Origin of the sequence: Chryseobacterium mucoviscidosis, assembly GCF_002177115.1 — a bacterium.
GTDB lineage: Bacteria > Bacteroidota > Bacteroidia > Flavobacteriales > Weeksellaceae > Chryseobacterium > Chryseobacterium mucoviscidosis.
This window is the reverse complement of sequence record NZ_MVAG01000039.1, coordinates 16,640-38,798: the sequence shown is the minus strand read 5'-3', so window position 1 is coordinate 38,798 and position 22,159 is coordinate 16,640. Positions and strand designations below refer to the sequence as shown.

Annotated in this window: 25 protein-coding genes and 1 other RNA gene; 17 read left to right on the top strand and 9 right to left on the bottom strand. The window is 35.7% G+C overall.

Features of this window, described 5'->3' with window-relative positions; all coding sequences use genetic code 11:
* Positions 1–14: 14 nt before the first annotated feature.
* Positions 15–383: a DUF805 domain-containing protein gene (locus B0E34_RS00785; RefSeq protein WP_185117433.1), complete on the bottom strand. Its 369-nt coding sequence runs from the start codon at positions 381–383 to the stop codon at positions 15–17.
* A 141-nt stretch (positions 384–524) separates the two neighbouring features.
* On the opposite strand from B0E34_RS00785, the gene B0E34_RS00780 reads away from it, so the two are divergent.
* The 4 genes from B0E34_RS00780 (at position 525) to rimM (ending at position 3,061) form a co-directional block, all read left to right on the top strand.
* The gene (locus B0E34_RS00780) at positions 525–974 is read left to right on the top strand and encodes a GreA/GreB family elongation factor (protein ID WP_087705925.1); all 450 of its coding nucleotides are present in this window, start codon (positions 525–527) and stop codon (positions 972–974) included.
* Positions 975–1,228: 254 nt separating this feature from the next.
* Positions 1,229–1,741 (top strand): nitroreductase family protein, encoded by a 513-nt coding sequence (locus B0E34_RS00775; RefSeq protein ID WP_087705924.1) that lies wholly within the window; start codon positions 1,229–1,231, stop codon positions 1,739–1,741.
* 210 nt (positions 1,742–1,951) lie between these two features.
* On the top strand, positions 1,952–2,506 hold the full coding sequence (locus B0E34_RS00770) for a 30S ribosomal protein S16 (RefSeq protein WP_087705922.1): 555 nt from the start codon (positions 1,952–1,954) through the stop codon (positions 2,504–2,506).
* 12 nt (positions 2,507–2,518) lie between these two features.
* On the top strand, positions 2,519–3,061 hold the full coding sequence (gene rimM, locus B0E34_RS00765) for a ribosome maturation factor RimM (protein WP_087705920.1): 543 nt from the start codon (positions 2,519–2,521) through the stop codon (positions 3,059–3,061).
* A gap of 22 nt (positions 3,062–3,083) precedes the next feature.
* Here rimM and B0E34_RS00760 read toward each other — a convergent pair whose 3' ends face one another.
* Positions 3,084–4,022 carry a helix-turn-helix domain-containing protein gene (locus B0E34_RS00760; RefSeq protein ID WP_087705918.1) on the bottom strand — a complete coding sequence of 313 codons (939 nt, stop codon included), beginning with the start codon at positions 4,020–4,022 and terminating at the stop codon, positions 3,084–3,086.
* A 107-nt stretch (positions 4,023–4,129) separates the two neighbouring features.
* Here B0E34_RS00760 and B0E34_RS00755 point away from each other — a divergent pair, with 107 nt between their 5' ends.
* The 6 genes from B0E34_RS00755 to rpoN all read left to right on the top strand — a co-directional run bounded on the left by B0E34_RS00755 (position 4,130) and on the right by rpoN (position 9,002).
* Positions 4,130–4,600: a hypothetical protein gene (locus tag B0E34_RS00755; protein WP_087705916.1), complete on the top strand. Its 471-nt coding sequence runs from the start codon at positions 4,130–4,132 to the stop codon at positions 4,598–4,600.
* A 20-nt stretch (positions 4,601–4,620) separates the two neighbouring features.
* Positions 4,621–5,220 (top strand): CDP-alcohol phosphatidyltransferase family protein, encoded by a 600-nt coding sequence (locus tag B0E34_RS00750; protein WP_087705914.1) that lies wholly within the window; start codon positions 4,621–4,623, stop codon positions 5,218–5,220.
* A 134-nt stretch (positions 5,221–5,354) separates the two neighbouring features.
* A complete protein-coding gene (gene asnS / locus B0E34_RS00745; protein WP_076396013.1) occupies positions 5,355–6,803 on the top strand; it encodes an asparagine--tRNA ligase in 1,449 nt (482 codons plus the stop codon).
* 78 nt (positions 6,804–6,881) lie between these two features.
* Entirely contained in the window at positions 6,882–7,097 is a 216-nt protein-coding gene (locus B0E34_RS00740; RefSeq protein WP_087705912.1) for a DUF2683 family protein, read from the top strand.
* Positions 7,085–7,378 (top strand): type II toxin-antitoxin system RelE/ParE family toxin, encoded by a 294-nt coding sequence (locus B0E34_RS00735; RefSeq protein ID WP_087705910.1) that lies wholly within the window; start codon positions 7,085–7,087, stop codon positions 7,376–7,378. Before B0E34_RS00740 ends, B0E34_RS00735 begins: the two co-directional genes overlap by 13 nt.
* A gap of 160 nt (positions 7,379–7,538) precedes the next feature.
* Complete coding sequence (gene rpoN, locus B0E34_RS00730) at positions 7,539–9,002, top strand: RNA polymerase factor sigma-54 (protein WP_087705908.1); 1,464 nt, start codon at positions 7,539–7,541, stop codon at positions 9,000–9,002.
* Positions 9,003–9,151: 149 nt separating this feature from the next.
* Here rpoN and B0E34_RS00725 read toward each other — a convergent pair whose 3' ends face one another.
* The 3 genes from B0E34_RS00725 to B0E34_RS00715 all read right to left on the bottom strand — a co-directional run bounded on the left by B0E34_RS00725 (position 9,152) and on the right by B0E34_RS00715 (position 11,995).
* On the bottom strand, positions 9,152–10,774 hold the full coding sequence (locus tag B0E34_RS00725; protein WP_087705906.1) for an AMP-binding protein: 1,623 nt from the start codon (positions 10,772–10,774) through the stop codon (positions 9,152–9,154).
* A gap of 62 nt (positions 10,775–10,836) precedes the next feature.
* The gene (locus tag B0E34_RS00720) at positions 10,837–11,511 is read right to left on the bottom strand and encodes a DUF8845 family protein (protein WP_087705904.1); all 675 of its coding nucleotides are present in this window, start codon (positions 11,509–11,511) and stop codon (positions 10,837–10,839) included.
* Positions 11,504–11,995 (bottom strand): RNA polymerase sigma factor, encoded by a 492-nt coding sequence (locus B0E34_RS00715; protein WP_076396001.1) that lies wholly within the window; start codon positions 11,993–11,995, stop codon positions 11,504–11,506. The genes B0E34_RS00720 and B0E34_RS00715 overlap by 8 nt, the downstream gene beginning before the upstream one ends.
* Before the next feature lie 173 nt (positions 11,996–12,168).
* Between B0E34_RS00715 and rnpB the strand changes: the two genes are divergently transcribed.
* Positions 12,169–12,493: RNase P RNA component class A (rnpB, locus tag B0E34_RS00710), an RNA gene on the top strand.
* A gap of 81 nt (positions 12,494–12,574) precedes the next feature.
* Here rnpB and B0E34_RS00705 read toward each other — a convergent pair.
* The gene (locus tag B0E34_RS00705; RefSeq protein ID WP_087705902.1) at positions 12,575–13,447 is read right to left on the bottom strand and encodes a polyphosphate kinase 2 family protein; all 873 of its coding nucleotides are present in this window, start codon (positions 13,445–13,447) and stop codon (positions 12,575–12,577) included.
* 139 nt (positions 13,448–13,586) lie between these two features.
* Positions 13,587–14,069 (bottom strand): DUF1573 domain-containing protein, encoded by a 483-nt coding sequence (locus B0E34_RS00700; protein ID WP_087705900.1) that lies wholly within the window; start codon positions 14,067–14,069, stop codon positions 13,587–13,589.
* 127 nt (positions 14,070–14,196) lie between these two features.
* Between B0E34_RS00700 and B0E34_RS00695 the strand changes: the two genes are divergently transcribed.
* From B0E34_RS00695 to B0E34_RS00670, 6 genes are all read left to right on the top strand, one after another.
* Positions 14,197–16,827: a valine--tRNA ligase gene (locus B0E34_RS00695; RefSeq protein WP_087705898.1), complete on the top strand. Its 2,631-nt coding sequence runs from the start codon at positions 14,197–14,199 to the stop codon at positions 16,825–16,827.
* Positions 16,828–16,893: 66 nt separating this feature from the next.
* A complete protein-coding gene (locus tag B0E34_RS00690) occupies positions 16,894–17,529 on the top strand; it encodes a DUF4241 domain-containing protein (RefSeq protein ID WP_087705896.1) in 636 nt (211 codons plus the stop codon).
* Between the two features lie 84 nt (positions 17,530–17,613).
* Positions 17,614–18,504, top strand: coding sequence for a PfkB family carbohydrate kinase (locus B0E34_RS00685; RefSeq protein WP_087705894.1), 891 nt, complete (start codon positions 17,614–17,616; stop codon positions 18,502–18,504).
* Positions 18,505–18,593: 89 nt separating this feature from the next.
* Positions 18,594–19,433 (top strand): alpha/beta hydrolase family protein, encoded by an 840-nt coding sequence (locus B0E34_RS00680; RefSeq protein WP_087705892.1) that lies wholly within the window; start codon positions 18,594–18,596, stop codon positions 19,431–19,433.
* A 58-nt stretch (positions 19,434–19,491) separates the two neighbouring features.
* A complete protein-coding gene (locus B0E34_RS00675; protein WP_087706025.1) occupies positions 19,492–20,136 on the top strand; it encodes an HD domain-containing protein in 645 nt (214 codons plus the stop codon).
* A gap of 38 nt (positions 20,137–20,174) precedes the next feature.
* A complete protein-coding gene (locus B0E34_RS00670; protein ID WP_087705891.1) occupies positions 20,175–20,768 on the top strand; it encodes a hypothetical protein in 594 nt (197 codons plus the stop codon).
* Between the two features lie 51 nt (positions 20,769–20,819).
* Here the strand turns inward: B0E34_RS00670 and B0E34_RS00665 are convergent, their stop codons facing one another.
* Positions 20,820–21,050, bottom strand: a complete 231-nt coding sequence (locus B0E34_RS00665) for a hypothetical protein (protein ID WP_087705889.1) — start codon at positions 21,048–21,050, stop codon at positions 20,820–20,822.
* Positions 21,051–21,242: 192 nt separating this feature from the next.
* Positions 21,243–22,133, bottom strand: a complete 891-nt coding sequence (locus B0E34_RS00660; protein ID WP_087705887.1) for a DUF72 domain-containing protein — start codon at positions 22,131–22,133, stop codon at positions 21,243–21,245.
* Positions 22,134–22,159 lie beyond the last annotated feature (26 nt).

Genomic DNA, 22,159 nt, shown 5'->3' with positions numbered 1-22,159 from the left:
CAAGGCTTATTTATTTAATATTCTTTTTGACCTATTTCATTAATTGAATTGTAATTTCCTTCACCTTTCGGGTTGGGACCATATTCATTCGGGCCATGGTCGCTGTTTCCAAATAACATCCAAAGGGAATAAAAGGGAATGATTTGGAACCATCCTGAATTTCCTCTGTCGTGACATCTTTTTGCTCCTTGTGCTAACATAAACCACACTAAAGGAATAAGCAATAGTAAAAAGATAATAAGAACAACTCCTGAAGGTTCTTCATTATTATTCATATTAAAATAAAGATTGAAGGGAACAGAAAATACTAAATAGATAAGATAGGATAGTCCATACTCTGTTCTTCTAATTCTTCCCTCGAAAGAAAATGGTGCTTTAAACATGGTATTTTTAGTTTTTATTCGTTAAAAAAACAAATGTAGAAATTATTTTAAAATTTCAGCACCATATTTGGAATTGTTATTTTATGTTAAGCCGAATAAGAATTATTGAAAAAATATTATCTTTATATAAAGATTTGATGTATGGAGAAGACCGTATTTGAGAAAAACAACATAAGAAATTATGTAAAAAACGTGATTGCCGAAAAGATCGAAAAATTAAAAAACTTCATAGAATTTACATTAGAAGCAAGTCGCGACATCAAAAAGACTCCGAAATATGACAGCATGAGAGAAGAGATGCAGGAAGAGATCTACCAGATGCAGCGTCAGTTGGGAGCGTTAAACGATTTAAAAAGAAATATGGCTAAAGTCCTGAATAATTCCACCGAAAAAGTTCAGTTGGGATCTTTGGTCATTACCAATAAAGCAAGATTTTATATTTCGGTTTCCTTGGGAGAATTCTTTTTTGAAGGCGACCGGTTCTATGCGATCTCTTCCGAAAGTCCGATGGCAAAGAAAATGATGGGCATGAAACCCGGAGATGAATTTACGCTCAATAAAATCCATCAGAAAATTGTTGAGGTACTTTAATATTTATAAATGATGAATGATGAATGATGAATGATGAATGATGAATGATGAATGATGAATTTTTCAAACTAAACACTTGCTGTCATTCTGAATAGAGCGCAGCGGAGTGAAGAATCTATTTAGTGATATTAACGTTGAATATTCGTCAGAACGACAAATAAACTTTTAAAATAAACGGATAATCTAAATTATCAATAACTAAAAACTATCAGCTATCAATAGCCAACCATCAACTTTTTCGTAATTTTGCGCTCATGAATAAAGCAGAAGTTTTAAAAGAAATCATAGAGCAAAGAAGAAGCATATTTCCGAAAGATTATTCGGATACAGAAATTTCACAGGAAATTCTTGACGAAATTTTACATTCGGCAACTTTAGCTCCCAATCATAAACGTACAAAACCTTGGCGTTTCAAAATATTCAGAGGGGAAGAAAAAGCAAAACTGGCTTTAGAAATGCAGTCGATTTACAAATCTACCCAACCCGAAACACTTTTTTTAGAAAAAAAATACAACGATATTGGTTTTAAAATCAATAAAGCAGATACCGTAGTTTCCATTGTTGTCAATTTCAGCGGAATGGTTCCGGAATGGGAAGAAATCGCAGCAGTTTCCATGGCGGTTCAGAATATGTATCTTACCTGTACTGCAAATAATATCGGATGTTACTGGAGTTCTCCGAAAATCGTGGATCATTTGAAAGAGTCTTTAACGATTGAGGAAAGCCAGAAGTGTTTAGGGTTTCTGTATATGGGTAATCTTGATTAGATCAAAAGATTTTTCTGAACTTTTTAGTTTCGGCGCGGCTCCGCCGCGCCGAAATCCAAGGAAAAAGCGATTAGTGAGAGCAGGTTCCCGGCTCCAAAAAATAGAGAATTTGCAAAACTTTTTATCCGAAGCTTTTTACTTTAAACTTTTTTATTATCTTTGCACTCTTAAATATTTAACTGGGACGAGTTCCCGTAAAATTCAAACATTATGTCAGTAAAAATCAGATTACAAAGACACGGATCTAAAGGAAGACCTTTTTTCCACATCGTGGTTGCAGATTCTAGAGCAAGAAGAGATGGTAAATTCATCGAGAAACTAGGAACATACAACCCAATTACAAACCCTGCAACTATCGATTTGAACGTTGATTCTGCTGTAAAGTGGTTAAACAACGGTGCTCAGCCAACTGATACTGCAAGAGCTATTCTTTCTTACAAAGGAGCGCTTTACAAAAAACACTTACAAGGTGGTGTTGCTAAAGGAGCTTTTGATGAGGCTGAAGCTGAAAAAAGATTCAATGCTTGGGTAGAAGCTAAAGAAGCTAAAGTACAAGGTAAAGTGGACGGTTTGGCTACTGCTAAATCTGATGCTAAAAAAGCTGCTTTAGAAGCTGAAGCTAAAGTAAACGAAGCTAGAGTTGCTGCTGCTGCACAGGCTGAAGCAGACGCTAAAGCTGCTGAAGAAGCTGCAAATGCACCTGCTGAAGAAACTACAGAAGGAGAAGCTGCTGCTGAATCTACAGAAGAAAATACTGAAGCTTAAGAAAAATCCGGTATGCGTAAAGAAGATTGCTATTTATTAGGAAAAATCACACGCAGACACGGACTTGCGGGAAACGTTATCCTTAAACTGGACACCGATCAGCCCGAGCTTTACAATAAACTGGAATCAATATTCGTTGAAATCAACGGATTATTGGTTCCTTTTTTTATTGAAAAATCATCCTGGAGTAAATTGGATGCTCTTAATATTGCCTTTAAAAATTCCTCGGAAGCTTTAGTGGATCAGTCATTGGGGAAAAACGTCTATCTTCCTCTCTCAAGCTTACCAAAACTTAGCGGAAAGCAATTTTATTACCATGAAATCATCGGGTACAATATCCATGATGAAAATGATAACGACTGTGGAGTGATCCGTTCCGTAAACGATCAGACAGCACAGGTTTACTTTATCACCAATCTCGACGGAAAAGAAGTGGTAATCCCTATCATCAAAGACTGGATCTTAGAAGTGAATAGAGATGAAAGATTCATCAAAATGCATCTTCCGGAAGGTCTTATTGATGTTTTCTTGGTTCCTTCCAAGAAAGACGAATAAATTTTACAAATAATTTTGCTGCTTACATTTTAGTATTCAGTTTCTTTTTCAAATCCTCAATCTGAGTATACATTCGGTTAAAAAATATTTTTCGGTCCCGGTTTCCCGAAGTATTCATCGATTTTGAATTTTTTATCTGATGCTCAAAATAATTCAAGGTTTCGGTACACGTCTTTTCATCGTTAATCAGAATATAACCAAACATATTGGTCGGAATAGCAAACAGTGACTGTTGAGGATGATGAAAAAAGATGTCATTGGAAAGATGCATCAGTTCATTTTCATATAATTGAAATTTAAGATTGTTTTCTGTTTTTTCCTCAATATACTGTATAAGTTCCGTTAATTCATTTAAAATAATCAGAGCCTCACTTTGTTTCAGGTGTCTCGTTTCAGAATAAAACAAAATTTGCTGTAGGATGCTCGAAATCGTACTATTATTCCATAACTCAATAACATTCTGTTCCTCATATTTCTTCCTGAGTTCTTTTGTGTCGAGTTTAAAATCGGGAGGCGAAAACTGCAGAAAAGGAATGAAAACCTGTTTGGAGTTAAGCAGATTCATCCATACATATACTTTAAAACGGGAAAGCATTGAATCTGAAAGCGTGTAGAAAAACGGAATGTCTTTCGCCGAATAATAGATCGTCATTCCTTTTGAAAGAGGAAGGTTTTCAAACACATTGAGATTGTTCTGGAAAAATGCTTTTAAATCTTCTGTTTCCGTAACAACACTTGTTTTTCTTACTATAATCTGCCGGTCAGAAGTCTGAAACTGATCCAGAGAAATCTGAAAATACTTTGCCAGTTCCAAAGCTTCCTCTAAACTGAATTTTGCTTTCAGGGAAGTTCTTCGGTGTGCCGCATCGTAGCTGATATTGAGAATGTTGGCAATTTCGTCATTCAGAGATTTTTCGCCAATCTTTTTTCGGATTTCTTTAAGCAAACGTTCCTGATACATAGTTTTGCGATTTTCACAAATGTAGAGATTTATTTTAATTTTTTTTCGCATTTATGAAACAGCTTTTCAAGTATAGTTTTGAGGTGTAATTTTTAAAATAAGCAATCATGAAAAATTTTGTATTAATCATTGCGCTGTCGTTTTCCAGTTTTGTAAACGCACAAATCGGCAACAAAAAAGACTGGGCAATTATAGGATCAATTATTTGCACTCGTCTCGAATTAACCATCATGAATGATAAATCTTTTCTTTCTTTCGGTCCGAAAATTCCTCTTAATGAAAATAATTATGTGAGTTTAAGAGGGCATTTCAATTGGTGGGATACACCTGAAAGAAAATTTATTGTTATTCCGGAACTGGATTATTTTTACAAAGTTGCAGATTTTAAAGAAAAAAGTATGATAACCAATTTGTATACCGGCGCTGGAATTACTCCATATGCGGTATCACCAAAATTTGGAATAGTTTTTTACCATTTTATTTCTGCTGAATCGGGTTATAATATTGAATATGAACCTTACAAGTATTTTTCTACTTCAGGTTTCAGATTTTCTTTGGGATTTAATTTAGTCTTTTAAATCTTAAAAAAACAATTGAAATGAAAACGATACCTTATTTATTAATTGCTATACGGTTTATTCTTGCTCCGATTATCCTTTTACTCGCTTACTTCAAAGGCACAGAATCCCGGTTTTTAATTTTATTCTTAATGTATTTTGGTTTATTAACGGATATTTTCGACGGAATCATCGCACGAAAAGTCGGTGTTTCTTCCGAAAAACTGCGACGTTTAGACAGTCAGACCGATTTGATATTCTGGCTATCTCTTGGATTTGCTTCTTACTTTTTAAATGCTGAATTAATAAAAAACGAATGGAAAGGAGTTGCTCTAATTTTCATAATGGAAGCACTTTGCTATATAATAAGCTGGCTAAAATTCGGGAAAGAGACCTGTACTCACGCTTTTTTATCAAAAATGTGGGGATTGAGTTTGCTGATCGCTTTTACCTGTTTAATTGGATTTCAACAAGCAGGATGGACTTTTTATCTTACCGTTATTTTAGGATTTGTTTCGCACATTGATGTAATTTTAATTATTTTAATCCTTCCCAAATGGCAATATGATGTTCCGAGTTCTTATCATGCATGGAAAATTAGGAAAGGAAAACAGAGAAAAAAATCGATTTTCTTTAATTGATTCTTATTTAAAGCATAATTTTTTGAGTAATTAATTGATAAATGAATGGAATTAAAACAGTGTAATCCTCAAATTGCGCTGTTTTTTTGTAACTTTGCAGACATTAATTTTTACAGAAAAATTTTAATCAACAAATGAAAAAGCAGACCATTAAGGAAATCCTACAGGATTACAAGAAAGTATTACATCATGACATTACGGTTTACGGTTGGGTAAGAACGTTCCGTGCGAATCGCTTCATTGCGCTTAATGATGGTTCTACGATTAATAATTTGCAGATTGTTGTTGATTTTGAAAATTTCGACGAAGAGATTATCAGCAAAATCAGTACGGCTTCTTCCCTTAAAATTGTTGGAGAAGTGGTGGAAAGTCAGGGAGCAGGACAGGCTGTTGAGATTTTGGCTAAAAAAATTACCATTTTAGGAGATAACTTCACGGAAGAAAGAGACAAAACCATTCTTCAGCCTAAAAAACACTCATTGGAAACTTTGAGAGATCAGGCGCATTTGAGATTCAGAACCAATTTATTCGGAGCCGTTTTCAGAGTGCGTCATGCGGTAAGTTTTGCGGTACATTCTTTCTTTAACCAAAACCAGTTTTTCTACATCAACACACCGGTTATTACAGGAGCTGATGCAGAAGGAGCCGGAGAAATGTTCGGAGTAACGAATTTTGATCTGAACAATATTCCGAGAGACGAGCAGGGAGACATCGATTTTGCTCAGGATTTTTTCGGAAGAAAAACAAATTTAACGGTTTCCGGACAGCTTGAAGGAGAAACTGCAGCGATGGGATTGGGAAGAATTTATACTTTCGGACCTACTTTCCGTGCAGAAAACTCAAATACAACCCGTCACTTGGCAGAATTCTGGATGATAGAGCCGGAAGTGGCTTTTAACAACCTTGAGGATAACATTGATCTTGCAGAAGATTTCTTAAAATATGTAATTAAATATGTATTGGATCACTGCAAAGACGATCTTGAGTTCTTAGACAAACGTTTTGAGGAAGAGCAAAAATCCAAGCCCGAAAAAGACAGAGCTAAAGAAGGTCTCATCGAAAAGCTTGAAAATGTAATTGCGAAACGTTTCAAGAGAGTTTCTTATACAGAAGCTATTGAGATCTTAATGAACTCAAAAGAAAATAAGAAAGGGAAATTCCAGTATCCGGTTGAAAACTGGGGAACCGATCTTCAGTCTGAACACGAGAGATATCTGGTAGAAAAACATTTTGAAAGTCCGGTAGTTCTATTTGATTATCCAAAAGAGATCAAAGCGTTCTACATGAAGCTGAATGAAGACGGTAAAACCGTAGCTGCCATGGACGTTCTTTTCCCCGGAATCGGAGAAATCATCGGTGGTTCTGAAAGAGAAGCAAGATTGGATGTTTTAAAACAGAAAATGGCAGAAATGCACGTTGATGAGCATGAATTATGGTGGTATTTAGATACAAGAAAATTTGGTTCTGTACCGCACGCAGGATTTGGTCTGGGATTGGAAAGACTGGTTCTTTTCGTAACAGGAATGACGAACATCAGAGATGTAATTCCTTTCCCGAGAACTCCGAAAAACGCTGAATTTTAATTTTTAATAAAAACATATAGAAATCCTTCTGAGAACATCGGAAGGATTTTTTTATTAACTTTACTTAAAATAATAATGATGAGTACAATTACTATACATACGGAAAACGAAAATCAGATCAATCTTCTGAAAGCCCTTCTGAAAGAGCTGAAAATTAATTTTGAAATTGATAAAGAAGAAAAACTTACGGATTGGCAGAAAAAGCAATTGCTAAAGGGTATAGATGAGGCTGATAAAGGAGATTTTGTTAGTAAAGAGGATGCTAAAGAAATTTTGGATCAATGTTTCAGATAAAATGGACTCGTATGGCATTATTATCCTTTGCTGATACCCTCAAATATTGGATTGCTCATAATTCTTCCCAAACTTATTCAAAAAAATTAAGAAAAGAAGTTGAGAAAAAAGAAAAACTTATCGCCGAAAATCCGAATATAGGTTCTCCCTCTGAATTTGATGATGTGAAATATGTTTTGATTGATAAAAATTTTTCAATGTATTATCGGGTCAACAAAGAGGTTATTGAAATTCTTGCCTTTTGGGATAACAGAAGAGATCCGGAAAATTTGAATATATAAAAATTAAAAAGCCCTGAAAATCATGCTTCAGGGCTTTTGTTGTTTATTTTAAATAGCTTATTATACTATATTGAGTACAAAAATCGTGCTAAAATTTAGTTTTCTCAAAAAAAAGTGTTAAATTCGTAAAATATGTTATGTTAAAACACCAACTAGTAATATGCTAAAACAACACTTACAACTCAAATTAGGACAAAAGCTGGCTCCCCAGCAAATCCAGTTAATGAAGTTGATCCAGCTTCATACATTGGAGTTTGAAGAGGAACTTGAAAGGGAGTTAGAAGAAAATCCGGCATTGGAGATCGCAAAAGAAGAATCTAAAGAGGACGATTATTCTTCTCTGGAAGATTCATATGAAACAGAAGGTACGGAAAGCATTGAAACAGATTTTGATGTAGACCAGTATCTTTACGATGATGAACCGAGCTATAAAACGTCTTCCAGTAACTATTCTTCCGATGATGAAGAATTTGATAATGAAAGCCTTTTAACGGAAGGACAGTCATTATACGATTATCTTTTGGAGCAGATTCATCTTGCCAACATCAATAAAGAAGATTTGAAGATCGCAGAATATCTTATCGGGAATCTCGATACAGACGGATATTTAAGAAGAGAAATCAAATCTATTGTGGATGATCTTGCCTTTTCTCAGGGGATTTATACCACCAAAGAAAATGTAGAAGATATCCTTGAAAATTATGTGCAGAAGCTGGATCCGCCCGGAGTAGGAGCGAGAGGTCTTCAGGAATGTCTTTTGCTTCAGATTGAGAAAAAAGTAAGTTCGGATAAAGCGGTTTCTCTGGCTGCTAATATTCTGAGACATCAGTTTGATGCTTTAACGAACAAGCATTACAACAAGATCATTCAGAAATACGATATTGAGGAAGAAGATCTGAAGGATGCTTTGGACGAAATTTCAAAATTATCTCCAAAAGTTGGCGGAAATTTCGATACTCAGACGATTACAATCAATCAGGAAATTATTCCGGATTTTGTGATTCAGGTGAAAGACGGACAGGTTATCCCGATGCTGAACAGTAAAAATGCACCTACTTTAAGAGTTTCAGAAGAATATAAAGATATTTTATCCACTTATTCTCACGATAAAAATTCTGCCGAACACAAACAGGCTGCTTTATTCATCAAACAAAAACTGGATGCAGCAAAATGGTATATTGATGCCATTAATCAGCGTCAGAATACATTATTGCAAACCATTACAGCCATTGTGAAGTTTCAGAAAGATTATTTCCTTACGGGAGATGAAAAATCTTTGAGACCAATGATTCTTAAGGATATTGCCGATATTACAGGCTTCGATATTTCAACAATTTCCAGAGTGGTAAAAAGCAAATATGCAGATACACCGAACGGAATTATTTACCTTAAAGATCTGTTTTCGGATAGTTTAACGAACGATGACGGAGAGGAAGTTTCTACAAAAGAAATTAAAACTCATCTTCAGGAAGTGATCAGCAAAGAAAATAAGAGAAAGCCTTTAACAGACGACGCTTTGGTGGTGATCTTAAAAGAGCAGGGATACAATATTGCGAGAAGAACAATTGCAAAATATCGGGAACAGCTTAATATTCCGGTAGCAAGATTAAGAAAAGAACTTTAAAAATAACAGAAAAGCATTTCAAACTGAAATGCTTTTTTTAATTATCCATAAAGTTGTATCTCATTCTGAAACAGCCTGAAAAGATTCGAACGAAGTTGAAAGAAACTCCATTCGTAAAAGTGGATTCTTCGCTACAAATGACAAGGTCTTTAAATCTTTGCCTTATCTAATCCCAATTCCTTTACAGAAATTTCACGCATTTCAACCTTTCGCACTTTTCCGGAGATCGTCATCGGGAATTCTTCTACAAACTTCCAGTATTTCGGAACTTTATAATGGGCGATCCTGCCTTTACAATACTCTAAGAGTTCTTCTTCGGTTACCTCGAATCCTTTTCTAACTTTCACCCACGCCATCACTTCTTCTCCGAATTTCTCGCTTGGAACTCCGATGATCTGAACATCAAGAATGTTGGGATAAGTGTATAAAAAATCTTCAATTTCTTTAGGCGAAATATTTTCACCGCCGCGAATAATCAGATCTTTTATCCTGCCCGAAATTGTAATGTAGCCTTCATCATCCATTACTGCCATATCTCCGGTATGCATCCATCTTCCTTCATCCAGAACCTTTTTGGTGTTTTCGGGATCGTTCCAGTATTTCAGCATTACAGAATAACCTCTTGTACACAGTTCCCCATGTTCGCCACGCGAGACAACTTTTCCGTTTTCGCCAATGATTTTTATTTCCAGGTGATCCTGAACGGTTCCTACCGTATTCACCTGCTTTTCAAATGGAGTTCCGATCAGGGTTTGCGTAGAAACAGGGGAGGTTTCCGTCATTCCGTAGCAGATGCTCATTTCCTTGATATTCATGAGGCTTTCTACTTTTTTCATAATTTCTGGCGGACAAACGGAACCAGCCATGACCCCCGTTCTTAAACTTGAAAAATCAAAAGTTTCGAAATTTTTTACCGCTAATTCAGCAATAAACATGGTCGGAACTCCGTAAAGGGAGGTGCATTTTTCATCGGAAACAACTTTTAAGGTAATTTCAGGATCAAAACTGTCATTCGGAATCACCATACAGGCTCCGTGAGAGGTACAGCAAATATTTCCGATCACCATTCCGAAACAGTGATAAAAGGGAACAGGAATGCAGACTCTGTCTTTTTCGGTATACTTTAATCGAATTCCGATAAAATATCCGTTGTTTAAAATATTATGATGAGAAAGAGTGACGCCTTTAGGAAAACCGGTCGTTCCTGAAGTGTACTGAATGTTGACCGGATCATCAAACTGTACATGTTCTTCAAAACTATGCAATGTGTCATCCGAAATTTCCTGTCCGTTATTTAAAAACTCTTCCCAATTGTCATCAAAGAAAATTTCAGATTTTAAAGTCGAGCAGAACTCTCTTGCATCGGCAATCATCTGTTTATAATCGCTGGATTTAAAAGCCAGAGATGAAAAAATATGGGACATTTCAGACTGATTGATTACAAAGATCAGCTCGCTGGTTCTGTAAGCGGGATTTATGTTCACCAAAATAACCCCGATTCTTGCGGTTGCATATTGTAAAAGAACCCATTCGTAGCGGTTTGTAGACCATATTCCGATGCGGTCTCCGGATTTCGCTCCCAGAAAGATCAGTGCTTTTGCAACGGCTGTTGTCTGATTATAAAATTCCTGATAAGTGGCGCGGTAATTTTGATGTACGCAGATTAAAGCTTCCTGATTGGGGAATTTTTCAACGGTATGTTTAAGATTGCTTCCGATGGTTTCACCTAATAATGGAATGTCGGAACTACCGTGAACATAAGATATTGGCATAGAATAAAAGATTTGGTTAAATAAAATTAACAATAATATCTTAAATTCCTGCTTTTTTTAGTTTAAATTTCCTGAGAATCGATTTCTTTTAACTGAATTAAATTCTTATCGAGTTTTTTAATGATAATTCCATAAACCACTCTGTAATACAGGCACACCATTATTACTGTAAAAACAGTGCTTATGATGATACCGGCTACAAATCCTATAAGGGTGGAGTTGGTAATCTCTACATTCTGAGTATTTAAAATGTAAAAAACAAAGATTGTGAAAATAGAGGTGAAAGTGATTAATAACGCAATATTAATTAAAATAAACGCGTTTACTGTCTTTTTAAATGTAATGATCTGAAGGATAAATTTTTTAAGATTTTCCTCAATTTTTATAACCTTGTAATTTTGATAAAATTTAAATACAAAATAAGCAGTAATGGCTAAGCTTAGAACTTTTAAGACCAGATAAATATTATCGAATGTATTTTCTAATTCCGAAGTTCTCTGTACACCGAGTTTCGTAAGAATATTAATGAAAGAGTTGGATTCCTTTCCCTGAATGATGTAGAATAATCCTATTAATGTAAAGAATAAAAATTCGAAAACACTGATCCAGAAAATATACTTCACATAATTGCGCGATTTTTTGTTGAGCATCTGAAGGATCTCATTATAATCATATTTTTCCTGAACAGGCTGTTCCTGCCATGTTTTCTTAAAGCTGTCTAAATCAAATTCAGGCATATTTTTCCATCTGTTCTTTAAGGGTTTTCTTTAATCTGTTCATTTTCACACGCGCATTTACTTCGGTTATCCCGAGGTTTTCTGCAATATCCTTATAAGGCAAATCATCCAGATACATCATCACGATTGCTCTTTCCACATTGGGAAGCGTCTTGATTACTGTATACAAAAGTGATACCTGTTGCTGTTTTTCATCATCATCTTCCACAAAATCTGCATGATTAATGTCTAATTCATTAGTCTGTAAACTTTTGCTTTTTTTTCTGAAAAGGGTGATAGCGGTATTTAAAGCAACACGGTACATCCACGTAGAAATCTTAGAATTTCCTTTAAATGAGTCATAACTTCTCCACAATTGTAACACAATTTCCTGAAAAAGATCTTCCTCATCCTCCAAAGAATTGGTATAAAGACGCGAAACCTTGATAATCAATCCCTGATTATCCTTAATAAGCTGCGCAAATTCCTTTTCCTTTGAAGCCAATTGGGATGTTTAATTTTGTAGCACGAAGATATGATATAATTTGAGAATTTGAAAATTAAGTAATTTGAAAATGAATGGATAGGGTAAACTCAATATAATAATTCTGTTTTTAAAATTGAAAATTTTCAAATTATCACATTGTCAAATTTTCAAATTATCTATCTTTGCAGCCACGAGAAAATCGGCTTGTTGATTTCCCGTTTCACGGGAGGTAGGAAAGTCCGGACACCGTAGAGCAGCAAAGCGGATAACATCCGTCACCCGCGAGGGTAGGACAAGTGCAACAGAAAGGATGTACAGTTCGGCTGTAGTGAAACCAGGTAAACTCTTTGTGGTGCAATGATAAGTATATCGGTTCTTTTCAGCAGTGAAAATAGGAGTTGCTCGCTCTGAAAGCCGAGGGGTAATCAGCTAAAGTTTTGCAGCAATGTAAGACGCAGATAAATAACAGGCACTTCTTCGGAAGAACAAAATCCGGCTTATAGATTTTCTCGTGGTTTTTTAAGAGTTGGAAGTTAGAGGCTTGAAGAAGGAAGTCTTTTAAACCTCCATCTTCAGGCTCCCATCTTCCATTCTTCCTTATTTCTCGCTTTCCAATTGTTTTTTTGCTTCTTCTAAATCTTTACGATCCTCTTCAGACAATTTAGGATACTGCAGATTCATTTTTTCCAAAGCATCAATAATAATCTGTATCGCGGCAACTCTTGCAAACCATTTGTTATCAGCCGGAAGAACATACCAAGGCGCGTAATCTTTTGAAGTCTCATTGATTGCCGTTTCGTAGCATTCCATATATTTTTCAAATAAAGCCCTCTCCGGAAGATCGGCGGCGGAAAATTTCCAGTTTTTCTCCTGTTCGTTAATTCTGTCGAGAAGTCTTTTCTTTTGTTCGTCTTTGGAAACATTCAGGAATATTTTTACAACGGTCGTTCCGTTTTGGGCAAGATGCTTTTCAAAATTTCTGATGCTTTCATAGCGGTTTTCCCAGAATTTATCGTCAAAATCTTTAACGGATTTCCATGTTTTTTCGCTTAAATTATATTCAGGATGAACTTTGCAGACCAGTACACTTTCGTAATGAGATCGGTTAAAAATTCCGATCATCCCTTTTTGGGGCAGTGCTAAATAATGTCTCCATAAAAAATCATGGGTGTATTCTTTCGAAGTGGGAGTTTTGAAGCTCGTCACGTTACAGCCTTGCGGATTCACTCCCCCGAAAACGTGCTCGATCATGCTGTCTTTTCCCGCGGCATCCATCGCCTGAAGTACCACCAAGAGAGACTGGCTTCCATCCGAATACAATTTTTCCTGAAGCTCACGAAGCTTTTCTTTTTCGTTTAATAATAATTGTTCCCCTTCTTCTTTGGTAAGTTTTCCTTTGTATTCTGTTGAAGCTTTTTTAATGGAAAATTTTCCTTTAATTAAAAAATCGTCTGAAAAGTTAGTGTCCATGTTTATTTTAAATTATTAAAAGATTAAAGATTAATTTTGGTCAGCAAAAAACCGTTAACCATCAACTAACCTAATATAAATGTAATAAAAAAACCGCCTCCATGAGACGGTTTCGTTTATTTTAGTAGAGATTTTACCATTATGCAGCAGTTTTAGCCGCTTTTTTTGCAGCCTTTTTCGCAGCTTTCGCAGCCGCTTTCTCTTCTTTAGCTTTAGCTTTCAATTCTTCAGGAGTCAATGGCTTTGGATCCGGAGCATTAGGATCTACGTTTCCTTTGATGTAGATTACACTTCTGCTGTTTACAGGGTCATTAGAAAATACTTCGATCATTTTGTTGAAACCACCGTTGATTGCAGTATTGTATCCTACCTTGATTTTAGCTGATTTTCCCGGCATAATAGGATCCTGGCTGAATTCCGGAGTGGTACATCCGCAAGATGCTTTTACATTCGATAAAATAAGAGGCTTATCTCCTGTATTGGTTACCGTAAAGAATCTGATACCGTCTGAACTTGGCTTTACATTTCCGTAATCGAAAGTAGTTTTGTCAAACGTAATCGTTTGTGCAGATGCAATAGCGAATGTTCCGAATAATGCAATTCCTGCGATTAATTTTTTCATATTCTTGAATATTAAATATGTTGTTAGATAAATTTTGAGAAACAAAGTTAAAAATTATTTTAATTCGTACTTAAAATATTTTTCTTTAGACTATTTTTGCAAATTGTAAATTAAAGTAAAAGAATTTATGCAGATTTCAGAAAAGTACAATCCACAGGAAACAGAACAAAAGTGGTACAATTACTGGTTGGAAAATAAATACTTCCATTCAGAACCCAATGACAAGCCGCCTTACACTGTTGTAATTCCTCCGCCAAACGTTACGGGGATTTTGCACATGGGGCATATGCTTAACAATACCATTCAGGATGTGCTGGTCCGTCGTGCAAGAATGCAGGGCTTTAATGCTTGCTGGGTTCCGGGAACAGATCATGCTTCCATTGCAACGGAAGCGAAAGTGGTTGCTAAACTGAAGTCTGAAGGAGTCAATAAATCTGATATTACAAGAGAAGAATTTTTAAAACACGCATGGGAATGGACCGATAAATACGGAGGAACAATTCTTGAGCAGCTTAAAAAATTAGGATGTTCATGCGATTGGGAAAGAACCCGTTTCACGATGGAACCCAAACTTTCTCAGCAGGTGATTAAATCTTTTGTTGATCTTTACAACAGAGGACTTATTTACCGTGGGTACAGAATGGTAAACTGGGATCCCGAAGCAAAAACCAATATTTCCGATGAAGAAGTAATCTTTAAGGAACAGAATGGGAAATTATATTTCCTGAAATATAAAATTGAATCTTCGACAGGCTCAGATACCGATGAATATTTGTCAGTGGCGACAACGCGTCCGGAAACTATTTTCGGGGATACTGCGGTTTGTATCAATCCTAATGATGAGAGATACGCTCATTTAAAAGGCAAAAAAGTAATCGTACCAATCGTTAACAGAGTAATTCCGATTATCGAGGACGAATATGTAGATATCGAATTCGGAACAGGTGCTTTGAAAATTACGCCTGCTCACGACATCAATGATTACGAAATCGGACAAAAACACAATCTTCAGATGATTGATGCTTTGGATGATGACGGAAATCTGAACGATCACGGGTTGCATTACGCCGGAAAAAACAGATTCGAAGTAAGAAAGCAGATTGCCAAAGAACTGGAAGAAAAAGAGCTTTTGCTGAAAGCAGAAGATTATGTAAATAAAGTAGGAACTTCAGAAAGAACAGGTGCGGTAATTGAACCTAAAGTTTCTGTACAGTGGTTCCTGAAAATGTCTGAAATTGCAAAACCAGCTTTGGATGTTGTGATGGATGATGAGGTTAAATTTTATCCTGAAAAGTTTAAAAATACCTACAAGCACTGGATGGAAAACATCCGTGACTGGAATATTTCCCGACAGCTTTGGTGGGGACAGCAAATTCCTGCGTTCTATTATGGTGACGGAGAAAATGATTTCGTTGTAGCCGAAAATATCGAAGAAGCATTAGAACTTGCGAAGCAAAAAACCAACAACGATCAACTGACAACTGAAAACTTAAAACAGGACGAAGATGCTCTTGATACATGGTTCTCTTCATGGTTGTGGCCAATGTCTGTTTTCGATGGACTGCTTGATCCTGAAAACAAAGACATCAATTATTATTACCCGACTTCAGATTTGGTTACAGGTCCGGATATTATTTTCTTCTGGGTAGCAAGAATGATTATGGCAGGGTTGGAATACAGAAAAGAAGTTCCGTTTAAAAATGTTTATTTCACAGGAATTGTAAGAGATAAGCAGAGAAGAAAGATGTCTAAATCTTTAGGAAATTCACCGGATCCGCTAGAATTAATGGATAAATACGGAGCAGATGGAGTTCGTGTAGGAATTTTATTAAGTTCTGCAGCAGGAAACGACCTTCTTTTTGATGAAGATCTAATGCTTCAGGGAAGAAACTTTATGACGAAAATCTGGAATGCTTTCCGATTGATCAATTTGTGGAATCATGAAGATAAGCCTGCAAACGAAACAGAAAATCAGACTATTAAATGGTTTGAAAATCAATTGAACAAAACTATTGCTGAAATCAATGATCAATTTGATAAGTTTAGAATTTCTGATGCATTACATCTAATTCAAAAATTGGTTAAGGATGATTTCTGCGGATGGTATCTGGAAGCAATTAAGCCAAATTATGGTGAAGGAATTTCTAAAGAAGTTTACCATAAAACAATTGAGCTATTTGAGGAATTAATGAAGTTGCTTCATCCTTTTATGCCTTTCTTGACAGAGGAGTTGTGGCAGTTAATTTCTGAAAGAACAGCAGAGGAAGCGTTGGTTATCGCGCAGCAGAAAAAAGCAGGTGAATTTGATGAAGAAATAATTCGAAATTTTGAATTTGCTTCAGAAATTATTTCCGGCGTTAGAAATTACCGTCAGACAAAAGGGATTTCTCCAAGAGAAGCTGCCGAAATTTATACAAATGCCTCAGAATTTCCTAACGAATCCGTGATTAAGAAGTTGGCGAATGTTTCAGAAATTCATTTCGGAACAAAAACGGATAAGCCGAGCTTTACATTTTTGGTAGGCGCAACAGAAATTTCAATTCCTCTAAGTGAAAATTTGGATTTGGGAGAAGAGAAAACGAAAACAGAAGAAGAATTAAAATACCTGAAAGGATTTTTGATCTCTGTAGATAAAAAGCTTTCCAACGAAAAATTTGTTGCCAACGCAAAACCGGAAATTGTTGAGGTTGAAAGGAAAAAACAAAAAGATGCGCTAGATAAAATAGCCATTCTTGAAGAGAAATTAAAAAGTTTATAATAAAAGGTTTAGGTTAAGGTTGAGCCTGGAGCTTAGCCTGAACCTTCATCTTAGTCTAAATATAACATGACACACATAGAAAACATCAAAAAACTGTTCTCCAAAAACTTCGTAGAAAGTCCATTACTGGAAAGCTTTGAAGTTGGGAAAATTTATCTTTCCAGCGGAAAACTTGTTGCCTGTGATCCTCTGATTACAAATGATATGAAGCCTTTCTCAATACCATTTCCAAAAGGAGATTTTGCAGTTCTTCTGCACAAGGAAAGAGAAAGCAATTGTGTGGCGTATGCTGAAATTATTTTCAGCCAGTCTGAAATTACAGACTGGAAACTGGCGACAACAGAAGGACAGAATATAAAAGATCTTATAGAGGGAGAGGTTTTCGGATATCCCGTAGAAAGCGGGATGGGCTGCTTTATGGATGTGGATACGCAGAATAGTCTTAACGATTTGGAACAGAGATTGTATCGTAATAAAGGTGTTGATTTTATGGGGATCTATGAAGAATTTTTTCATGAATATTTCTTTGATGAAAAAGGAGCAATCGATCAGTTCGCATTCCTAAAACCTTCAGAAAATCATCCGGGAACTATTTTTGCATTTGAAACAGGGTATGGTGAAGGTTTTTATGCAAGTTATATTGGATTTGATAAAAATAATAATCCTGTAAAAATCGTAACAGAATTTATTGAAATTAGTTGATTTTTCATTAATTTTTTTTGAAATTCAAATTTCAAGTCATAAATTTGTTAGAATCACGAAATATTAATTCTATAAGAAACACTAATGAATTTTTCCTCAGAACAGCCAAGAATTATCGTTGTAGGAAGCTCTTCGATAGATCTTGTTTTAGAAACCGAAAAAGTTCCCTGTGAGAACGAGACGGTTATTGCCCGAAAATCCGAAAGTTACTTTGGTGGAAAAGGAGCCAATCAGGCAGTTGGTGCAGCACGTTTGGGAGCAAGCGTCTACTTTGTAGGCTGTGTTGGAATGGATCCGCTTGGTCAGCAGATTATGAGGAACATGGTGAATGAGAACGTGAACGTAGGCTTCGTTTTTGAGACGGATCGTGAAGCCACCGGAACAGCTTATGTAACCACTTCAGGCGGAAATACCGCAATTGTGGTAGTTCCTGCAGCCAATAATTATCTTAGTGTAGAACACGTTGAGGCGGCAGATAAATACTTTCATACAGCAGATCTAGTACTTCTTCAGCTTGAAGTCTCCATGAAGGTAATTGAGTATACCATAAAAAAAGCCAAGAAATATGGTAAAAAAGTAGGATTGTATGCTTCACCTGCACAGCGTCTGAGCGATGAAATTTTAAATCATGTAGATTTTATTGTGGTAAAAAGCAATGAACTGCATATTGTTTTCGGAAAAGATCAGAGAGAAGACATTCTTAAAAAATACTTTAACAAAGTTTTTGTAAGAGATGACATTAATTCTACCATCTATTTTGATGGTACAGAAATGAAATACTGCAGGAACGATAAGGATAAAACTGCGTATAAAATGGGAATGGGCGATGCTTTTACGGTAGGATTTTCTATTGCCCTTTGTCATAGAAACTCTATAGAAGAGTGTGTGAAATTCGGGAATGAAGTTTCGGCAAGAGTTTCTGAATCAAAAGGTTCCCAATGTTGCCTTCCCAGACTTTCAGATTTTATTTCATAAGCTATTTGTTACATATCGAAAGTTTTAAACTTAACATAAAATATAAAGTAAAATTTCCACTTTTATAGTGGATTTTTTCTTTTTTACCCATGAAAGAGCTAAAGCTTACAGCATCTGATGACTTTTCAATAGTTGCCCATTTATTTTCGCCTGAAAAAAGCAATCGTAAACTATTGCTTATCAATTCTGCAACCGGAGTAAAACAGCAGATTTACTTTTCATTTGCAAAGTTTTTTTCCGAAAAAGGATTTACCGTTATTACCTACGATTATCGGGGAATCGGGCTTTCAAAACCTGAAAATATGAGAGGCTTTTATGCTTCGATGAGAATCTGGGGTTCCGAAGATTTTAAAGCTGTTACAGATTACATTCAGAAAAATTTTACAGATTATCAAAAGTACTGTTTAGGACATTCCGTGGGAGCTTTAATTTTAGGAATGAATAAAGATGCTGAAATGTTTGAAGAATTTTTCTTTGTAGGAACGCAGAATGCTTTTGTAGGACATTTGAAATTCAAAACAAAAATAGAAGCGTATTTAGGTTTTGGAATTGCCCAGCCTTTAACCACCGCATTACTGGGCTATTTTCCGGGAAATTGGTTCGGACTCGGAGAAAGTCTTCCGAAAAATTGCGCATATGACTGGAGAACCTTAATTTTAAACAGAAAATCGACCAACAGATTGCTGGAGAAAATTGAGGATTATTCTAAAAATTTAACACAGAAAGTATTTGTAATATATGCTGAAGATGATGCATGGCTCACTGAAAAAGGAGTAAAAAGTCTGATGAACGATACCTATCCGAATCTTAAGCCAACTTACAGACTGGTGAAAATTTCAGAATCGGAAAAAGGAGAGATCGGACACATCAATTTTTTCAGAAGTTACAATAAGAAACTGTGGAATATTATTTTAAATGAAATTTCCTGATAAAAGTTTTTTTTCTTTCCGACACTTTGGTCGCCCAATATTTAAAATGATTGATATAATGAAGAATCTGATCGAAAACACGGTAGAATTTGTAAAAGAAAAACTGGAAGGTGCAGAAGCGGGACACGACTGGTTTCACATTGAAAGAGTATGGAAATTATCCAAAAAAATTGCTGAAACAGAAAGCTGCAATCAGGAAGTTGTAGAACTGGCGGCTTTGCTTCACGATATTGCCGATCCCAAATTTCATAACGGCGATGAAACTCTTGCTTTAAAAGTCTCCCGCGATTTTCTGGAAAGCCAGAATGCCGAAGAAGAATTAATTGAGCAGGTTTTGTTCATTATTAAAAATATTTCCTTTAAAAACAGGGGAGAAGTTCCTCAGAATCTTCCTGTTGAACTGAAAATTGTGCAGGATGCAGACCGGATTGATGCCATCGGAGCCATCGGAATCGGAAGAACGTTCAACTTCGGAGGCTTTAAAAATAATCCGATGTATGATCCCAATGTAGAGCCCAAACTCAATATGTCTAAGGAAGAATATAAAAAATCCAACGGAACCACCATCAACCATTTCTACGAAAAACTTTTGCTGCTGAAAGATCTGATGAATACGGAAAAAGGAAAGGAAATTGCCGGAGAAAGACACGATTTTATGCTGAAATTCCTCGATCAGTTCTACAAAGAATGGAATGTTGAATAGGATTCTTTTAAAAGTCTTTAAATAAGTATCTTTGCACTATGGTATTTATTGTTCTGGTCATTTTCTGGGCTTCCGTTTTTTCTCTTTTGCTTTCTAAGCTGAAGAAAGGGAAAGGCGCAGAATGGGCAAAATTATTCCGTATTGTTACGATTATTTTTTCGTTTTCTATTTTCACGTATTGGTTTATCAAGAAAAGCACGATAGGCATTGTAGAAAATTCCGTTGCGCTTCAGGTTATCAATAAACTTCCGCAGCCTCTGGATTTTTATGTTCTTACGCTTAATGACACGGAAGTAGGGAAAGTTATCGACACAAAACATCTGGGAACCATCCGTCCGGAATATTACAGGATAGAATATCTGAAAATGGATAAGTCTGATGAATATTGGGTTGTGGGATATTTAGGAAAGAAAAATCTTGTGTACTTCTCCCAGAATTCTGTCCCGAATAAGAATATCGATCAGATGATAGAAGTTCAGAATTACATCATTCAGAGTTCAAAGCTTTCCGATATGGCTAAAAAACAGATTGAAGCCTATAATCATGAAAATGTAAAGCTCGGAATCTGGATCACTTTAGATTTTCTGCTGCTGTTTCTCAACATCATGCTGCTTCTCAGAAAAAGAAAATAAAAAAATCCCAATCTTTACTAAAGGTTGGGATTTTGTATTGCTTTTAAAAGATTAAGGATAATCAAGAATAATCATGATTCTTTCTTTATGCTCTTCAGGGCAGTTCTTAATCAGCTTATCTTTGTTGTGTTTACTGATTTGTTTTGGTTCCAGCCATTCCGTTACATCGGAACTCAAACTGTTGTTGTCGTACGTTCTTTTTATTTTTTCGTCTTCATAAAAAGTATACTCGTCACCGAGCCAGTTGCTCGTAATACTTATTGTACAAATTTCCTTTTCCATACTGTTATTGGTTTTTATTTGGCTGATTCATTAATGAATCTCTACTTCCCAATTTAGTAATTATAACAATATAAATGAAGGATTTACGGTAATTTTTTTTACAGGCAATAAAGTGAATTATTTATATTAAAAATGCACTTTTTGTTGTCATTATCCCACTTAATAGTGAATAAAATTAAAATTTATTAAATTCTAAAATAAATTTCCTGTACTTTCTTTTGCCATTTCGGGGATGTGAAGATCCTGTTTCCACTCTTCATTCACTTTTTTAATAAAATAAGCGGAAAGCAGCGGAGAAGCTTTTTCAATATTCTGATGTACAAAAAAATACAGATTCTGAAGTCCTTCCTTCTTCCATTTGCTGAGATGCTTCATCCAGTCATCCAGCCTTTCATAATCACTTTCTGCATTGGCTCCAACGTAACGGATAAACGCATTTGGTGTGGTGAGACGCATATGAAGCATATCTCTTCTTCCGGCAGTATCTACAATAATGTTGGTGATGTTGTTTTCTTCAAACAGATCGCAGGTTTTATTGAGAATCTCTTCATCGGTAAACCATTCTGTATTTCTCAGCTCGATCGCGAGAGGAACTTCTTTTGGCCAGTTTTTTACAAATTTTTCCAGTCTTTCATAATCTTTCGGCTTGAAATTATCGTGAAGCTGAAGGAATACCATTCCCAGTTTTTCATCAAAATTTAAAACCGCAGTTGCAAACTGCGTAACGACATCGTCTATATTTAAAAGCCTTCTGAAATGGGAAACTGTATTGGTGATTTTTGGAAAAAATTTAAAATCAGCGGGAGTTTTCTCTTTCCATGTCTGTACCTGTTCCGGAGTCGGCATACCGTAAAAGGTGGCATTCAGCTCAATAGAATTAAACTGCGTTGCATAATACGTGAGCTCATCTTTTGTACCTTTAGGATAAAAGCCTTTCAGGTCTGTCTTGTTCCATTTTGCGCATCCGATGGAGATATTTTCCAGTCCGTTTTTATTGCGGCTTAAAATTTCTTTCGTTCTTGGATGGTCTTTAGGTAATGTAAAATCTATCTTTGAAGGATCTTCAACTTGTCCGAATTTCATATCTGAATATTTTAGTGATTAACTCT